Here is a 15859-nt window from a genome sequence, read left to right as displayed (position 1 = left end):
GCTCCCTCCCCGGTAGTCCCCTTGGGCGGTGGGGCCGCCCCCCGGGGGCGGAACGGGCGGGCAAGGGGGCGGCCCCGCACCGGACGTGCACCACCCCACCCCGCGCCCCGCGCCACCTTCGTACCCCGCCCCGCCAAGCCCCCGTACCCCACCACCCCCAGAACCCCCCACCCGGCCCCACCCCACATGCACCCCCGCCCCACCCGGCATACCGTCCCCTTATGGAGACAGGCGAGATACGCGACGGCACCATAGGCAAGGCCACGGACGCCCCACGGCGCGGCACCCCCGCCCCGGCCCCGCGGCCGCCCCCCCTCCCCGGCGGCTGCTCGCTGTCGAACAGCAACGCCCCCCACGCCACCCTGCCCGTCCGCCCGACCGACCGAGCGGTGCGGGCAGGGTGCCAGGCCCTCGCCGGTCTCTGGTGGCTCCTCGGCCTGCGCCGCGCGGCCGCAGTCCTGCGCCACTACCTCTCCGGCACCGGCGACCCGTACGTCCTGGACGTGACCACCCTCGCCGCCCTCCCGCCCGTACGGGCGGCCGTGAACGCCCGCCTGATGGCGGCGGAGACCGGCGCCTGGTCGGGCACCGACGACTGGCGCGGCATCGAGATCGCCGCTTCCACCAGCCTCGACTGGTGGCTGGCCGTACGCGGCATCCAGTACCGCGTCGTCCGCCCCAACCCGCGCTACTACCGCGTCGAGTTCCGCAAGACCTGGAACTTCGACCGGGGCGAGTGCGGGTTCGGCATCCCGTTCACCCCGTTCGCCCGCCTGCACGAGACCGGTCTGGCACGGGAGTTCACGGCCACCGGCCGCACCGGCTACCTCCCGCGCTGACCCGTGGACCCGTTCCCCGCCCCGCACCCGCCCGCTGTGCGCGACAGGCGCGGAGACACCGAAGAGCCCCCGTGAGTCACGTCCTCACAGGGGCTCTCCGTCATTCCACCCGCCCGGTGAAAGTTGAGAAGACGATCACGAGCAGGGCGTCATCGGGTCACTCGCGGCACGGGGCTCACGGAGTGATCAGCGGCGTACGGTCCTTCGCCTCGGCGTAACGCTTCGCCACGTCCTGCCAGTTGACGACGGCCCACATCGCGTCGATGAAGTCGACCTTCTGGTTCTTGTACTGGAGGTAGAAGGCGTGCTCCCACGCGTCGAAGACCAGGACCGGGACCGAGCCCTGGCCGACGTTGCCCTGGTGGTCGTAGACCTGCTCGACGATGAGGCGGCCGGACACCGGCTCGTACGCGAGGACGCCCCAGCCGGAGCCCTGCGTCGTCGCGGCGGCCTTCGTCAGCTGCGCCTTGAACTTGGCGAAGGAACCGAAGGACTCGGTGATCGCGTCCGCGAGGTCGCCCACACCGTCGGCGGCCGTCGGCTCGCCGCCGCCGCTGCCGTCCTTCGGGCTGGCCATGTTGTGCCAGTAGATGCTGTGCAGGATGTGACCGGAGAGGTGGAACGCGAGGTTCTTCTCCAGGCCGTTGATCGAGCCCCACGCGTCCTTCTCACGGGCCTCTTCGAGCTGCTCAAGGGTGTCGTTGGCGCCCTTGACGTAAGCCGCGTGGTGCTTGTCGTGGTGCAGCTCGACGATCTGCGGGTTGATCACCGGCTCAAGTGCCGCGTAGTCGTACGGGAGTTCCGGCAGCGTGTAGATGGCCATGTTCGTCCGACCCCTCCGATTGCTTATTGCAAGTCGTATGCATCTGCACGCTACCAGCAGATAAACGCGCAGGCAGCTTAGGTCGCCCTCAGTAGAAAGTCCTCGGCAAAAAGCCCTGGGTCCGCACGCCGGAGCATGCGGACCCAGGGCAGGGGACGGGGGAGGGGAGGCTAGACGCGGGGCTTCGCCAGCTTCTGGCGGGCGACGCCGACCACGATCAGGAAGAGCGTCAGGGCGCTCGTTCCGGCAAGCTGCATCCGCGTGTCCGGCTGGCGCAGCATCAGGACGAAGATGGCCGCCATGCCGGCCAGCGCCACCCATGTCAGGACGGGGAACAGCCACATCCGTACCACCAGCTTCTCCGGCGTCTCGCGCTCGGTGCGGCGGCGCAGGAGCAGCTGGGAGACAGCGATGAAGATCCACACGACCAGGATCAGCGCGCCGATCATGTTGAGCAGCCAGGGGAAGACCTTGTCCGGGCTGATCCAGCTCAGCGCCACGCACACGAAGCCGAACGCCGACGAGCACAGCACCGCGATCCGCGGCACCCCGCCGGACAGCCTGCCCAGCAGTGCGGGGCCCTGGCCGCGCTGGACCAGGGAGAACGCCATGCGGGACGAGCCGTAGATGTTGGCGTTCATCGCGGACAGCAGGGCGGCGAGCACGATCACGTTCATGATCTGCCCGGCGGCCGGGACGCCCAGGTGGTCCAGGGTGGCGACGTACGGGCCGATCTTCTCGACCTTCGGGTCGTTCCACGGCACCAGGGTGACGATGACGGCCATCGAGCCGATGTAGAAGACCGCGATGCGCCACATCGCGGTACGGACCGCCTTGGCGACGCCCTGCACCGGGTGCTCGGACTCGGCGGCGGCGATGGTGACGGTCTCCAGGCCGCCGTACGCGAAGACCGAGGCCAGCAGGCCGATGATCAGGCCCTCGCTGCCGTTGGGAAGGAAGCCGCCGTCGCCGGTCAGGTTGGTGAGGCCGGGGGCCGGGGTGTCGCTGCCGGGCAGCACGCCGAGGATGGCGAGCACGCCGATGACCAGGAAGAGCGAGATCGCGCCGACCTTCAGCGCCGCGAACCAGAACTCGAACTCGCCGAAGTTCTTCACCGCGGCCAGGTTGGTGCCCAGGAAGATCACCATGAACAGTGCCACCCAGGCCCATTGCGGCGTCCCCGGCAGCCAGCCCTGCATGATCTTCGCGGCGCCGATGCCTTCGAGGCCGACCGCCACGCACAGCAGGAACCAGAACGCCCAGCCCGAGGTGAAGCCCGCCCACGGTCCGATCGCCCGCTCGGCGTGCGCCGAGAAAGAACCCGAGCTGGGGTTCGCCGCCGACATCTCACCCAGCATCCGCATCACCAGCATGACGAGCAGGCCGGACGCCGTGTACGCGAGCACGATGGAGGGGCCCGCGGCGGCGATGCCCGCGCCCGACCCCACGAAGAGACCGGCGCCGATCACCCCGCCCAGAGCGATCATGGAGAGGTGGCGCTGCTTGAGACCGTGCCCGAGGGAGGCGTCCGGAGCGGATTTCTCCGTCGTCTCCTTGGGCGGCGGCGGGGGCGCGGTGGTCCGAGACATGGGCGTGCCTTTGTTCACTAGCTGAGACGGGAAGCCAAAGAATGGCCCAGTCTCATGTCCGCACCGCTCGGAGGGAACCGCGGACCGCTATACGGACACCACGCTCACACACCGTGAATTTTCCGGCACGCCACGCTCCGGAACTACGCACGCCTCGCGCGCATCTCCCGCACCAGGGACACCAGCAGTACCAGCGCTGTCGCCCCCGCCGACCACAGCAGCTGCGGCCGGGCCGTGTCGTCGAGCAGCATCAGGACGAGCACGGCGCCCATCGCCGCCAGCGCCGCCCACGTCAGGTACGGGAACGCCCACATCCGCAGCGTCAGCCGCTCGGGCGTCTCGCGCTCGATCCGGCGGCGCAGCCGCAGCTGCGAGACGGCGATCAGGCCCCACACGAAGAGCAGGACCGCGCCCACCGCGTTGAGCATGTAGAGGAAGACCGTGTCGGGCCACAGGAGATTGAGGACGACCGAGACGAAGCCGAACGCGACCGAGGCGAGGACCGCGCGGCGCGGCACCCCGCCGGGGCTGGTCGCCAGCAGCCCCCGCGGAGCCTCGCCGCGCCCGGCCAGCGAGAAGACCATCCGGGACGAGCCGTAGAGGTTGGCGTTCAGCGCGGACAGCAGGGCGACGAAGACGACGATGTTCATGACGGTGCCGGCCGAGGGCACGCCGATGCGGTCGAGGACCGCCACGTACGGACTCAGACCCGGCGTCATCGAGTTCCACGGCAGCAGGGTCACGATGACCAGCATCGAACCGACGTAGAAGAAGAGGATGCGGAAGAACGCGCTGCGCACGGCACGCCCCACCGCGCGGGCCGGGTCGTCCGTCTCGGCCGCGGCGATGGTGACGACCTCCAGGCCGCCGAACGCGAAGACGACGGCGAGGACACCGGAGACCACCCCCGCCCAGCCGTTGGGCAGGAAGCCGCCCTCTCCGGTCAGGTTCGCCATGCCCACCGGGTCGGTGTCGGGGAGCACCCCGAAGACCGCGAGCAGCCCCAGCGCGAGGAACAGGACGATCGCGCCCACCTTCAGCGCCGCGAACCAGAACTCGAACTCGCCGAAGTTCTTCACCGCGGCCAGGTTGGCGACCGTGAAGACCACCATGAAGACCAGCACCCACGCCCACTGCGGGACCCCCGGCACCCACCCGTTGGCGATCTTCGCCGCCCCCGTCGCCTCGACGGCCAGCACGACCACCAGCAGGAACCAGTACAGCCAGCCCACGCTGAACCCGGCCCACCGCCCCAGCGCCCGCTCCGCGTGCACCGAGAACGACCCCGACGCGGGCATCGCCGACGACATCTCCCCGAGCATCCGCATCACCAGCATCGCGATGGTCCCCGCGATCAGGTACGACAGGACGATGCCGGGCCCCGCGACGGCGATGCCGGCCCCCGAACCCACGAACAGACCGGCGCCGATCACCCCGCCCAGGCCCAGCATGGTGAGATGCCGCTGCTTGAGCCCCCCGGACAGGGGCTCCGTCGGACCGGACGTGCGGAGCTGCTGGTCGTGCATGGCGCTCGTACTCTCGAAGGACCGTGCAGGCGGACCGCACGGTCGCGGGAATTTGGCGGGACCCCACAGTGTCGCCCTCCGCGCCCCCGGCGCGCAAAAGGGACCTAACTCTCTGAGCTGCCAGTGACGCGCATCACGCCGCGCGGCCGTCGTCCAGGCCTCTTTGTGTGAACCCCACCAACCCTCTGTTCCCCGCTTTGTCGGCCCTCTAGGGTGATCGAGCGTTAACCGCTGGGCTAACGTCGCCCTGTTCCCCCACCGTCCCTCTCTCCTGCGGAGTACCGATGAGCACTGCTGCCGTAACCACCCGCCCCGGCGCGGTCCTTGCCGACCTGCTGCCGGCGACCCGTGTACGAGACATCGCGCTCGTCGTCGGCGGCGCGGCGCTCACCGGCATCGCGGCCCAGCTGGCCGTGCCCGTACCGGGCTCCCCGGTGCCGGTGACCGGCCAGACCTTCGCCGCGCTGCTCGTCGGCACGGCCTTCGGCGCGCGCCGCGGCTTCCTGTCCCTCGCCCTGTACGCGCTGGTGGGCATGGCGGGCGTGCCGTGGTTCCAGTCCGGTACCTCGGGTGCGGGCGGCGCGTCCTTCGGCTACGTCATCGGCATGCTGCTCGCCGCCACCGCCGTGGGCGCCCTGGCCCGCCGCGGCGGCGACCGTTCGGTGCTGCGGACCGCGGGCACCATGGCCGTCGGATCGGTGATCATCTACGCCGTCGGCGTCCCGTACCTGATGGCCGCCACCGGCATGGGCCTCGGTGCGGCGCTCGCGGCGGGCGTCGTTCCCTTCCTCATCGGCGACGCTCTGAAGGCCGCCCTGGCCATGGGCGCCCTGCCCACGGCGTGGAAGCTCGCCGGCCGCAAGGGCTGAGTACGCACGACCCCTGTCACCGCACCGAGGGGCCCCTGGTTCACCAGGGGCCCCTCTCGCGGTCACGGGCGCAGGCCCTCCGTTCCTACGGGCGGGTGACGGAGTCGTCCCTGCCGCTCCGAGCGGAACCGGCCGACGGGGCCGGCGTGCGCACCCGTGCCCCCGCCACCCGCGCCGGCAGCGTCCCGTTCCGCTTCTGCACGGCTTCCCGTACCAGCGAGAAGCCCACGACCAGCGCCGCCACCATCAGGGACAGCAGCACCTGGGTGCGGCCCGTGTCGTCGGTCAGCATGTACACCAGCACGAACGAGATCATCGCGATGGTCGCCCAGGTCAGGTACGGGAAGAGCCACATCCGCACGACCAGCTTGGACGGGTCCTCGCGCAGGATCATCCCGCGCATCCGCAGCTGCGTGAAACAGATGACCAGCCACACGAACAGCGCGACCGCACCCGAGGCGTTGAGCAGGAACTGGAAGACCGTGTCCGGCCACATGTAGTTGAAGAAGACGGCGAGGAATCCGAAGACGACGGACGACAGGATCGCGACCTGCGGCACACCGGACTTGCTGACCCTGGTGAACGAGCGCGGCGCGTCGCCCCGCCGGCCCAGCGAGAAGGCCATCCGGGAGGCGGTGTACAGGCCCGAGTTGAGGCAGGACAGCACGGCCGTCAGCACGATCACGTTCATGATCTGGCCCGCGTGCGGGATACCGATGGAGTTCAGTGCCGCCACGTACGAACCGCCCTCGGCGACCAGCGACTTGTCGTTCCACGGCAGCAGCGTCAGCACGACGAGGATCGAGCCGAGGTAGAAGATGCCGATGCGCCAGATGACGCTGTTGGTGGCCTTGGTGACCGCGCGCTGCGGGTCCTGCGACTCACCGGCGGCGAGGGTGACGATCTCGGACCCCATGAACGAGAAGACGACCATCAGGACGCCGGTCAGGATCGCCCCGTACCCCTGGGGGAAGAAGCCCCCGGCATCGGTGAGGTGCGCGAATCCCGCACCCGGGTTGTCCGAGCCCGGCAGCAGGCCGAAGACCGCCAGCAGACCGATCACGATGAACGCGCCGATCGCCACGACCTTGATCCCCGCGAACCAGAACTCGAACTCGCCGTACGAGGAGACCGAGGCCAGGTTCGTCGCCGTGAGCACGAGCATGACGATCAGTGCCCAGCCCCACTGCGGCACCGCCGGTATCCAGCTCTCCAGGATCTTCGCGCCCGCGGTCGCCTCGACGGCCAGCACCACGACCCAGAAGAACCAGTACAGCCAGCCGATCGAGAACCCGGCCCAGCGGCCCAGCGCCTGGTCGGCGTAGGCGGAGAAGGAGCCGGAGGACGGCCGGGCCGCGGCCATCTCGCCGAGCATCCGCATCACGAAGACGACCATCACGCCGACGAGGGCGTACGACAGCAGGATCGCGGGCCCGGCGGCGGCGATGCCCGCCCCGGAGCCGACGAACAGTCCGGCGCCGATCACGCCGCCGATGGCGATCATGGAGAGGTGACGGTTCTTCAGTCCGGCCTGCAGGCCACCGCTGTCGCCGTTTCCGCCGCTCCCCTCGCTGCCGCCGCCGGACGGGGTGTCCCGTTCCGGGTCCGGTTTCACCAACTGGGTCGGGTGCGCGCTCATGCACAAACCTCATTCGCTCATCATTCGGGCACGTCATCGGGCCACGGGGTCCTGATGCCCGGCTCATCCGTCCGGTGGGCGAGCCCCCGCATTCAAACGGAGCTCCGAACGAATCGGAAAATGGGGTTCCGTTTCGTTGTGCGGACGAAAGTCCGGGGCGTACGTCCCGGTGCGCGTCGAATGTCGGGGGACTTCGGTCCTCACCCCGGTCCCGCTTACCCGGACCGCCCCGTGCCACACTTCGACCATGCGCGTGTACCTCGGTTCCGACCATGCCGGATACGAACTCAAGAACCACCTCGTGGAATGGCTCAAGGCCCACGGCCACGAGCCCGTCGACTGTGGTCCCCACCTCTACGACGCCCAGGACGACTACCCGCCGTTCTGCCTGCGTGCCGCCGAGCGGACGGCCGCCGACCCCGACTCGCTCGGCATCGTGATCGGCGGCTCCGGCAACGGGGAGCAGATCGCCGCCAACAAGGTCAAGGGCGTACGGGCCGCCCTCGCCTGGAGCGAGCAGACGGCCGCCCTCGGCCGCGAGCACAACAACGCGAACGTCATCTCCATCGGTGGGCGCATGCACACCGAGGCGGAGGCGGTGAAGTTCGTCGAGATCTTCCTCTCCACCCCGTACTCGAACGAGGCACGCCACACGCGCCGCATCGAGATGCTGTCGGAGTACGAGACCACCGGCGCCCTCCCGCCGGTCCCGGCCCACCACCCGCAGCAGGACTGACCCGGCGCGGACGGGCGCGGGGATGCGTCCCCGGCCCGTCCCGCTGCTGCGGGCACAGGGCTTGTCGCGCCCTGCGCCCGCACACCGGACCCGCCTGCCGCGAACCGCGCGGGCACCTGCGCGAACGCCTGGGAAGCCGCGGAACACCGCGGAACACCGCGGAACACCGCGGAAACCGGCGGGAGCGGGCCGACGGCCACCCACCGCCGTCACCGCCCCTGCCCGCAGCCACCACCGCCGTCCGCCGCAGGCGTGCCCCGCGTCGCACCCTGCCCCCGCGCCGCACCGCGCCCCCGCCGGGCCCGCACCCTCGTGCCGCACCCGGCCGCCCACACCCCCCTGGGCGTGACAACCCCTACGACCCGCCCCGCCCCCGCAGGAGTTCCCGTGCCCGAAGGCCACACCATCCACCGCCTCGCGCACGAGTACTCCGTCCGCTTCGCCCCCGGCACCCCGCTCCAGGTGACCAGCCCCCAGGGCAAGTTCGCCGAGTCCGCCGCCCTGCTCGACGGTCACCCCCTCACCGCCACCGAGGCCCACGGAAAGCACCTGTTCCTCGGTTTCGGTCCGTACGGCTGGATCCACATCCACCTGGGACTCTTCGGGAAGGTCACCTTCGACGACGAGCGCTCGGCGGCCGCCCGGCCCGCGAAGGCCGACACGATCCGCCTCCGCCTCGCGACCCCCACCCACTCCGCGGACCTCCGGGGCCCCACCGCCTGCGCCCTCCTCACCGCACCCGAGAAGCAGGCGATCCACGACCGACTCGGCCCGGACCCGCTGCGCGCGGACGCCGACCCCGACCGGGCGTGGCAACGCGTCAGCGCGTCCCGCACGACGATCGCCGGGCTCCTCGTGGACCAGGCCGTCGTCGCCGGCGTCGGCAACGTCTACCGTGCCGAAGTCCTCTTCCGGCACGGCATCGACCCGTACACCCCCGGCCGCGGCCTCCCGCGCGGCCAGTGGGACGCGATCTGGCAGGACCTGCGGGCCCTCATGCGCGACGGCGTGCGCGACAACCGCATCGACACCGTCCGCCCCGAACACCTCCCCGAGGCGATGGGGCGCCCGCCGCGCAAGGACGACCACGGGGGCGAGGTGTACGTCTACCGCCGTGCCGCCCTGCCCTGCCACCTGTGCGGCACCCCGGTCCGTACCGCCAACCTCGCCGCCCGCAACCTCTTCTGGTGCCCCGTCTGCCAGCCGCCGTCCACCGGGCCCTCGCTCACGGAAACCATCCGCCGGCCGAGCCGCTCTCAGAACCCGTGCGGCAGCCACGGCGCCACGTCCGACCCGAACGCCACCGTCGCCTCCGCCAGCGCCCCCTCGCGCAGCTCCCGCACCCGCCCGGCCGCCGCCAGCGAAACGAGCGGCACCCCGCCCAAGTAGGCCGCACCCAGCTCCCGAACCGACAGAGCCACCTCCGCCGGGTCCGCCGTGCGCGAGCACACCGCGCCCTTCGCGTCGCCGACCAGCCGCCAACGCCCCTCGTTCCACGGGCAGAACGCGTCCTGGACCTCGAACACCACGTCCACCGGCGTCCGGTACGTCCGGGCCTCCAGGGCCGCGCCGACGTCCACCAGCCGCACGTGCAACCAGTCCCGCTGCCGCGGCGCGCACCGCCGTACGTCGGACACCAGATGCTGCCACGCGTCGTCCACCGGCCGCGAGCGGACCCGCAGCGCCGACGTCAGGTCGATGCCGAAGAGGAACCGCAGCAGCGCCGCGTACGCCTGCGCGTCCTTGGAGGCCCCGGGGCTGCGCGGCACCCGCGGATCCGCCACCTCCAGGTCCTCCAGCACTACCACCCCCTCCGCCCCGGCCGGCCCCCACTGCGGCTGCACCCGGAACCGCACGAACCCCAGCACCGTGCCGTCCGCGTCCTCGGCCAGCACGCACTGGAGCGCCGACGCACCGCCCCTGTCCATCTCCGGGTCCAGCAGCGGGACCCGCTCCCAGCCCGGCTGCCGCGCCAGCATCCCCGGACGGCCCGGGACGGCACGCGCGTAAATCTCCTCGCACGTCTGCCGTACGGTCTCGTCGTCGAGCGGCGCGTACCGCAGCCGCACCCCGTCCGTGCCGTCCGGCACCGCGAGGTGCACCCGCGCCGTGTCGATCTCCGCGCGCGTCTCGAACGCCCCCACGCCGTAACCGAACCGCCCGTAGATCGCCGGCTCCGACGCGGTGAGGACCGCGAGGGCCTCGCCCCGCTCCCGCACGTCGTCCAACTGCCGGCGCATCATCCGCGTCAGCACCCCGCGCCGCCGGTGCGTCGCCGCCACGCTGACCATGGTCACCCCGGCCGCCGGAACCAGCGCGCCCCCGGGAACGGACATCCGGAAGCTGCACGCACCCGCGGTGCCCACGCACGCTTCGCCGTCCCACACGCCCAACGACCGGTCGAACTCCGCCAGGTCGCGCCACAGCGCCCGCTCCTCGGCGCTCTCCGCGAGGCCGCCGAACGCCCGCTCCAGCGTCCCGTACCACCCGTCCCACTCGGCCGGAGACAGTGTCCGCAGTTCCGTAGTCATATGCCATGCCTACCAACGGCCCACCATGACAAGCCACTCATTTCGAACGCGATGTCACAGGGGTCCCCCTGCGAGGCGCCCGCGCGGGTGGATAAGGTCCACGGCAATGGGCCACGCGAGAGTCGATTCGTACACGGCCCGGCTGCGCAAGTCCGCGCACCGGGTCCGCGGCGGGCTGCGCAGATCCGGAGTCGACTACTTCCGTGGCGACGGCTCCGACTGGATCGCGCTCGCGTTCCTGCTCCTGACCGTCCCCGCCATCGCCCTCGGAACGATCGCGATGCCGGTGTGGTGCGCCCCGGCCGCGCTGGTCCTGCCGATCGTCGCGGGCGGCCTGCTGCTCCGCCCGGCCAGCCTGCTGGGGCTGTACGCGGCGGCGGCGACCGCGCTGATCGTCGAATCCGTGGTGCTCGGCCCCTACACGCAGGGACCCGCACGGGTCACCCCCGGCGTCGTCCTCACCGTCGCCGCCTGCGGGTTCTTCGGCCTGGTCCTCGCCCAGTTCCGGGCGAGGGTCGGCGTGCCGTGGCGACGCGGCGGCACCATGCTCTTCGACCTGCGCGAACGCATCCGGGTGCAGAGCGCGCTGCCCGCCCTGCCGAAGGGCTGGCACAGCGAGATGGCGCTGCGCCCGGCCGGCGGCCAGTCCTTCTCCGGCGACTTCGTCGTCGCCGCCCGTACCGGCCACGGCGGCCGCACCCTCGAAGTGGTCCTCACCGACGTCTCCGGCAAGGGCATGGACGCGGGCTCCCGCGCCCTGCTGCTCTCCGGCGCGTTCGGCGGCCTCCTCGGCTCCCTGCCGCCCCACGACTTCCTGCCCGCCGCCAACGGCTACCTGCTGCGCCAGGACTGGGACGAGGGCTTCGCCACCTCCATCCACCTCGTCCTCGACCTGGAGACCGGAGAGTACGAACTCCTCTCCGCCGGCCACCTCCCCGCCCTCCAGCTGCACGCGGGCAGCGGACGCTGGGAGGAGAAGTCGGGCGAGGGCCCCCTCCTCGGTGTGTACGACGGAGCGGAGTTCGACCCCACGAAGGGCGTCCTGGCCCCCGGCGACGTCCTGATGCTCTTCACCGACGGCCTGGTGGAAGCCCCCGGCCGGGACATCAGCGAGGGCGTCGACCGGCTCACCGGCGAGGCCGACCGCTACGTCGCGGCGGGCTTCGAGGGCGCCGCCTGGCACCTCATCGAAGCCGTCGCCAAGGACGTCAACGACGACCGCGCCCTGCTGCTCCTGTGCCGCAACTGACGGCGCCCGCGCCACGCGTCCCCACTGCGCCCTCGTGGGCCTGTCCGCAGCCCTCCTTGCCGCCGTCCTGGCCCCCACCGCCCCGACGTGCGGCCACTCCTCGGCCGGGCCGCGACCGCCGGGAGCGAAGAGGGGCCCCGAAGTGCGCTCAGAGGCGCGCTCCGGCCCCCGCAGGCACCCTGTCGCGCTCCTCGGCCGCCTCCGGCTGCTCCGCCTTCCCCGAACCGGTCCCGCTCACGCTCCCGTCCGCGCCGCCGCGGAACGCCCACGACAGGTCCGGTTCCGCCACCACCCGCAACGCCCGCCGTACGGGCGGTGTGCACAGCACCGTCACCAGGGCCACCGCGGCCAGCGTCACCGCGATCCGTCCGAGCGGCGTGCCCAGGTGGTACGTCTCGGCCCACTGCGCGGAACTCGCGTACTTGACCGCGAAGCCGTGCAGCAGATAGCCGCCGATCGTGCCGGCGCCCAGCACCGTGAACCACATCCGCCGCCTCGGCACCCACGCCAGGAATCCCGCGGTCAGCACCAGCGCCGCCACGAACATCGCGTACGTCGTCAACACCCCCAGCCACCACGGCTGGTCCATGTACTGCGCACTCCGGTTGCGGTAGACCCAGCCCAACTGGGTGCGCGGCGCCGCCCAGTACAGGAACACCGCGGACAGCGCGAAGACCGGAAGCGCGGCCCACCGCACCGGCCACCGCTGCACCAGCCGGAAGTGCTCCGGACGCAGCCGCAGACCCAGCACGAAGAACGGCAGGAACTGCAGCACCCGCTGCGCCGACAACTGCCCCGAGATGTCCGGCGTCGCCGCGGCCGCTCCCGCGATCAGCAACGACACCTGCACCGGCCACGTGATCGCGCGGAACAGCGGCGTCAGCAGCCGCCACAGGAACAGCGCCATCAGGAACCACATCAGGAAATACGGTGACAACAGCCGCACTGCGACGTCCCTGTCGCCCGTCGTCGCGAAGAACACCGCGTACGCCGTCTGGAAGACCACGTACGGAACGGCAACGCTTGAAACCAGCCGCATCATCTTCTCCGGCCGCATGTCGAAGGACCGCGAAAAGTAACCGGAGATGAGGATGAAGGCCGGCATGTGGAAGACGTAGACCAGTATGTAGAGCGCCTCGGTCGCCCTGCTCCCCGCCAGCACCAGAGGCCACGAGTGCCCCACCGCGACGAGCACGATGGCCAGGTACTTCGCGTTGTCGAAGAACGCGTCCCGCCCGGCACCGCCCTTGTCCGCCAAGGGATCCGGGGCCTTCGGCCGGGACGGCCAACGAGCCGGGGCCGCCTCGTCAAGCGCAGGGAGAGCGGCTCTCTGGTGCTCAAGGGGAGACTGAAGCATCTGAGGCACGCTAGTGAGGGGCCGGCCCCGCGTCACGCTAACACGCCCGGTGCACCCGCCCCCTCCGCCGCACGTGTCCACCGGCCGACGGATGCGATCCGGCCATCTACTGTCCGCCACCCGGCAGCCAGGCCGGGGGTGTTGGTGGCACGATGGCCTGGCGGGGGAAGCACTGGGTCGTGTATCCCCGGGCCGGCAAGGCGGACCGACCAAGGGTGTGATCAGTTGTGGCCATTTCACTGTCAGTGGTGCTGCTGTTGGCAGTCGTCCTCGTGGTGTTGATACGCGGCAAGTCGCTCAAGGCGGGACCGGCGGTGGTCGCCGTGCTCTTCGGCTTCTTCCTCGCGTCCACCGGCATGGCCGACGACATACAGCGGTTCCTCAACTCCCTGGCGAGCACACTCAACAACATCCAGTTCTGAGGCCCGGCGCACCGCCGGGACGACCGGGAGCACTCTCGGCCACCCGCCGCCCCACGCGAAAAGACCTCCGGCCCGGCGAAGAGAACTCGCCGGGCCGGAGGTCACAAGAGCGGGCGACGGGAATCGAACCCGCGTAGCTAGTTTGGAAGACTAGGGCTCTACCATTGAGCTACGCCCGCACACGCACCCCCGAGGCCGCCGCGGCGACCGGGGTACGGAGAACATCGTAGCGGGTGATGGCACGTGGACGCACACCCCCGTTCCCGTCGGGGCGACCGGCGGGTCGTAAAGCGGCCGACGCGGCGCCCGCGGCCATGTACCCTACGTCTCGCACCGACGGGGTGTGGCGCAGCTTGGTAGCGCGTCCGCTTTGGGAGCGGAAGGTCGTCGGTTCGAATCCGGCCACCCCGACCAGCAGGATCTTTGTACCGGGGCCCCGCAGTACACCTCCGGGGCTCTCCCGGGTCCACCCGCAAGATCGCATTGTGGGAGCACGTCGGCTTGCCGTTACTATGCAGGTTGCGTGCCCGTGTGTCTGATACCGGGCCGATGAGCAGGACCGCCCTAACTGAAGCGGTTCGGCAGAACCCCAGAAGTCAGCCACCAAGGAGACCGAACCGTGAAGAGCGCCGTGGAGACCCTGAACCCGACCCGGGTTCGGCTCAGCATCGAGGTGCCCTTCGAGGAGCTCAAGGACAGCCTCGACGCGGCGTACAAGAAGATCAACCAGCAGGTCACGGTGAAGGGCTTCCGCAAGGGCAAGATCCCGAACCGAGTCATCGACCAGCGGTTCGGCCGTGGCGCGGTGCTGGAGGAGGCCGTCAACGACGCCCTCCCGAAGTTCTACACCGAGGCCGTCAACGAGGGTGAGCTGAACCCGCTGGGTCAGCCCGAGGTCGACATCACGGAGCTGAAGGACGGCGAACTGCTGGCCTTCACCGCCGAGGTCGACATCCGCCCGTCGATCGAGATCCCGGACTACTCCGGCATCGAGGTCGAGGTCGACGCCGTCACCGTCTCCGACGAGGACGTCGAGAAGGCTGTCGAGGACCTGCGTGGTCGCTTCGCCTCCACCAACCCGGTGGAGCGCGCCGCCGAGGACGGTGACGTCGTCACGATCGACCTGGAGGCCAAGGTCGACGGCGAGGTCCTGGAGGACGGCGTTGCCGAGGGTGTCTCGTACACCATCGGCTCCGGCGAGCTCCTCGAAGGCATCGACGACGCCGTGAAGGGCCTGGAGGCCGGTGGCGAGGCCACCTTCACCTCCCAGCTCAAGGGCGGCTCCGCCGAGGGCAAGGACGCGGAGGTCACCGTCAAGGTCACCGCCGTCGCCGCCCGTGAACTCCCCGAGCTGGACGACGACTTCGCCCAGATGGCGTCGGAGTTCGACACGCTGGAGGAGCTGCGGGCGGACAGCCGCAAGCGCCTCGAGAACATGAAGCAGTACGACCAGGCCACCCAGGCCCAGGAGCGCGTGCTCGACAAGCTCATCGAGCTCGTCGAGGTGCCGATCCCGGAGAACCTGCTCGCGGACGAGGTCAAGACCCGCAAGCACAACCTGGAGCACCACCAGCTCGGTCAGATGGGCATCGACCTCGCGAAGTACCTGGAGATCCAGGGCAAGACCGAGGAAGAGTTCGACCAGGAGACCTCCGAGCAGGCGGTCAAGGGCATCAAGACCCAGTTCATCCTCGACGAGCTGGTCAACAAGGAGAAGCTGAACGTGAACCAGGAGGAGCTCACCGAGCACCTCATGCGTCGCGCGCAGTCCTCCGGCATGTCCCCCGACCAGTTCGCCCAGGCCGTCGTCGAAGGCGGCCAGGTCCCGATGCTCGTCGGCGAGGTCGCCCGCGGCAAGGCCCTCGCGGTCGTCGTCGAGGCAGCCACGGTCAAGGACACCAACGGTGAGCTCGTCGAGCTCGACGACGACGAGGACGAGACCGCCGAGACGGTCGAGGCCGACGCCGCCGCCGAGGGCGAGTCCGCCGAGGACGAGGCTCCCAAGGACGCCGTAGAGGCCAAGTAGGCCTTGGCTCAGGAGTTGTACCGGCTCCGGAGCACGACAGCGGGCCCGGACGCACACGTTGCGTCCGGGCCCGCCGTCGTACCGCCGCACACCACCGCCCCGCGGCCGCGGGACACCCCGCCGCACGGAACGGCGACCGCTCCCGCACCGCCCGCCCCGTACGTACACCTGAGCCCACCACCTTGCGCTCCCAGCGAACAGTTGCTGAAGCGGGATGGCGTTGTCCTACCTGCGCGTTAGGGTCCATGAGTAG

At 70.8% G+C, this 15859-nt stretch carries 12 protein-coding genes, 2 tRNA genes and 1 pseudogene; 8 read left to right on the top strand and 7 right to left on the bottom strand.

All coding sequences use genetic code 11. The annotated features are described in order from the left end of the window. Positions 1–221 precede the first annotated feature (221 nt). Positions 222–839, top strand: a complete 618-nt coding sequence (locus HNQ79_RS03015) for a hypothetical protein (protein ID WP_185026463.1) — start codon at positions 222–224, stop codon at positions 837–839. Positions 840–1014: 175 nt separating this feature from the next. Here HNQ79_RS03015 and HNQ79_RS03010 read toward each other — a convergent pair whose 3' ends face one another. From HNQ79_RS03010 to HNQ79_RS03000, 3 genes are all read right to left on the bottom strand, one after another. Beyond that, entirely contained in the window at positions 1015–1662 is a 648-nt protein-coding gene (locus HNQ79_RS03010; protein ID WP_185026461.1) for a superoxide dismutase, read from the bottom strand. A gap of 170 nt (positions 1663–1832) precedes the next feature. Continuing rightward, on the bottom strand, positions 1833–3251 hold the full coding sequence (locus HNQ79_RS03005; protein ID WP_185026459.1) for an amino acid permease: 1419 nt from the start codon (positions 3249–3251) through the stop codon (positions 1833–1835). A gap of 143 nt (positions 3252–3394) precedes the next feature. After that, positions 3395–4777, bottom strand: a complete 1383-nt coding sequence (locus tag HNQ79_RS03000) for an amino acid permease (protein ID WP_185026457.1) — start codon at positions 4775–4777, stop codon at positions 3395–3397. Positions 4778–5061: 284 nt separating this feature from the next. On the opposite strand from HNQ79_RS03000, the gene HNQ79_RS02995 reads away from it, so the two are divergent. Next, positions 5062–5646, top strand: coding sequence for a biotin transporter BioY (locus HNQ79_RS02995; protein ID WP_185026455.1), 585 nt, complete (start codon positions 5062–5064; stop codon positions 5644–5646). Positions 5647–5731: 85 nt separating this feature from the next. On the opposite strand, the gene HNQ79_RS02990 is transcribed toward HNQ79_RS02995, so the two are convergent. Further along, on the bottom strand, positions 5732–7285 hold the full coding sequence (locus tag HNQ79_RS02990) for an amino acid permease (RefSeq protein WP_185026453.1): 1554 nt from the start codon (positions 7283–7285) through the stop codon (positions 5732–5734). Positions 7286–7532: 247 nt separating this feature from the next. Between HNQ79_RS02990 and HNQ79_RS02985 the strand changes: the two genes are divergently transcribed. Together HNQ79_RS02985 and HNQ79_RS02980 are read left to right on the top strand one after the other, a co-directional pair. Beyond that, on the top strand, positions 7533–8021 hold the full coding sequence (locus tag HNQ79_RS02985) for a ribose-5-phosphate isomerase (protein WP_185026451.1): 489 nt from the start codon (positions 7533–7535) through the stop codon (positions 8019–8021). A 387-nt stretch (positions 8022–8408) separates the two neighbouring features. Then, positions 8409–9239 (top strand): annotated as a pseudogene (locus HNQ79_RS02980) (Fpg/Nei family DNA glycosylase); the annotation flags it as partial. Between the two features lie 38 nt (positions 9240–9277). On the opposite strand, the gene HNQ79_RS02975 reads toward HNQ79_RS02980, so the two are convergent. Beyond that, positions 9278–10552 carry a GNAT family N-acetyltransferase gene (locus HNQ79_RS02975; RefSeq protein ID WP_185026449.1) on the bottom strand — a complete coding sequence of 425 codons (1275 nt, stop codon included), beginning with the start codon at positions 10550–10552 and terminating at the stop codon, positions 9278–9280. A gap of 106 nt (positions 10553–10658) precedes the next feature. Here HNQ79_RS02975 and HNQ79_RS02970 point away from each other — a divergent pair, with 106 nt between their 5' ends. Continuing rightward, entirely contained in the window at positions 10659–11801 is a 1143-nt protein-coding gene (locus HNQ79_RS02970) for a PP2C family protein-serine/threonine phosphatase (protein WP_185026448.1), read from the top strand. 148 nt (positions 11802–11949) lie between these two features. Here the strand turns inward: HNQ79_RS02970 and HNQ79_RS02965 are convergent, their stop codons facing one another. Then, entirely contained in the window at positions 11950–13158 is a 1209-nt protein-coding gene (locus HNQ79_RS02965) for an acyltransferase family protein (RefSeq protein WP_185026446.1), read from the bottom strand. Positions 13159–13385: 227 nt separating this feature from the next. Between HNQ79_RS02965 and HNQ79_RS02960 the strand changes: the two genes are divergently transcribed. After that, a complete protein-coding gene (locus HNQ79_RS02960; RefSeq protein WP_185026444.1) occupies positions 13386–13580 on the top strand; it encodes a hypothetical protein in 195 nt (64 codons plus the stop codon). A 108-nt stretch (positions 13581–13688) separates the two neighbouring features. Here HNQ79_RS02960 and HNQ79_RS02955 read toward each other — a convergent pair. Further along, a tRNA-Gly gene (locus HNQ79_RS02955) sits at positions 13689–13759 on the bottom strand. Positions 13760–13917: 158 nt separating this feature from the next. Between HNQ79_RS02955 and HNQ79_RS02950 the strand changes: the two genes are divergently transcribed. Together HNQ79_RS02950 and tig are read left to right on the top strand one after the other, a co-directional pair. Next, positions 13918–13994: transfer RNA gene (locus tag HNQ79_RS02950), tRNA-Pro, on the top strand. A gap of 205 nt (positions 13995–14199) precedes the next feature. Continuing rightward, complete coding sequence (tig, locus tag HNQ79_RS02945) at positions 14200–15606, top strand: trigger factor (RefSeq protein ID WP_185026442.1); 1407 nt, start codon at positions 14200–14202, stop codon at positions 15604–15606. Positions 15607–15859: the final 253 nt, after the last annotated feature.

Origin of the sequence: Streptomyces candidus (genome assembly GCF_014207445.1) — a bacterium.
Lineage (GTDB): Bacteria > Actinomycetota > Actinomycetes > Streptomycetales > Streptomycetaceae > Streptomyces > Streptomyces candidus.
The sequence above is the reverse complement of the archived record's forward strand: the minus strand, read 5'-3'. Positions and strand labels throughout refer to the sequence as shown.

Bases quoted from the DNA above. Each gene is read 5' to 3' on its own strand.
- HNQ79_RS02985 (WP_185026451.1), top strand. From the start codon at position 7,533: ATGCGCGTGTACCTCGGTTCCGACCATGCCGGATACGAACTCAAGAAC.
- HNQ79_RS02970 (WP_185026448.1), top strand. From the start codon at position 10,659: ATGGGCCACGCGAGAGTCGATTCGTACACGGCCCGGCTGCGCAAGTCC.
- HNQ79_RS02995 (WP_185026455.1), top strand. From the start codon at position 5,062: ATGAGCACTGCTGCCGTAACCACCCGCCCCGGCGCGGTCCTTGCCGAC.
- HNQ79_RS02975 (WP_185026449.1), bottom strand. From the start codon at position 10,552: ATGACTACGGAACTGCGGACACTGTCTCCGGCCGAGTGGGACGGGTGG.
- HNQ79_RS03015 (WP_185026463.1), top strand. From the start codon at position 222: ATGGAGACAGGCGAGATACGCGACGGCACCATAGGCAAGGCCACGGAC.
- HNQ79_RS02990 (WP_185026453.1), bottom strand. From the start codon at position 7,285: ATGAGCGCGCACCCGACCCAGTTGGTGAAACCGGACCCGGAACGGGAC.
- HNQ79_RS03010 (WP_185026461.1), bottom strand. From the start codon at position 1,662: ATGGCCATCTACACGCTGCCGGAACTCCCGTACGACTACGCGGCACTT.
- HNQ79_RS03005 (WP_185026459.1), bottom strand. From the start codon at position 3,251: ATGTCTCGGACCACCGCGCCCCCGCCGCCGCCCAAGGAGACGACGGAG.
- HNQ79_RS03000 (WP_185026457.1), bottom strand. From the start codon at position 4,777: ATGCACGACCAGCAGCTCCGCACGTCCGGTCCGACGGAGCCCCTGTCC.
- HNQ79_RS02965 (WP_185026446.1), bottom strand. From the start codon at position 13,158: ATGCTTCAGTCTCCCCTTGAGCACCAGAGAGCCGCTCTCCCTGCGCTT.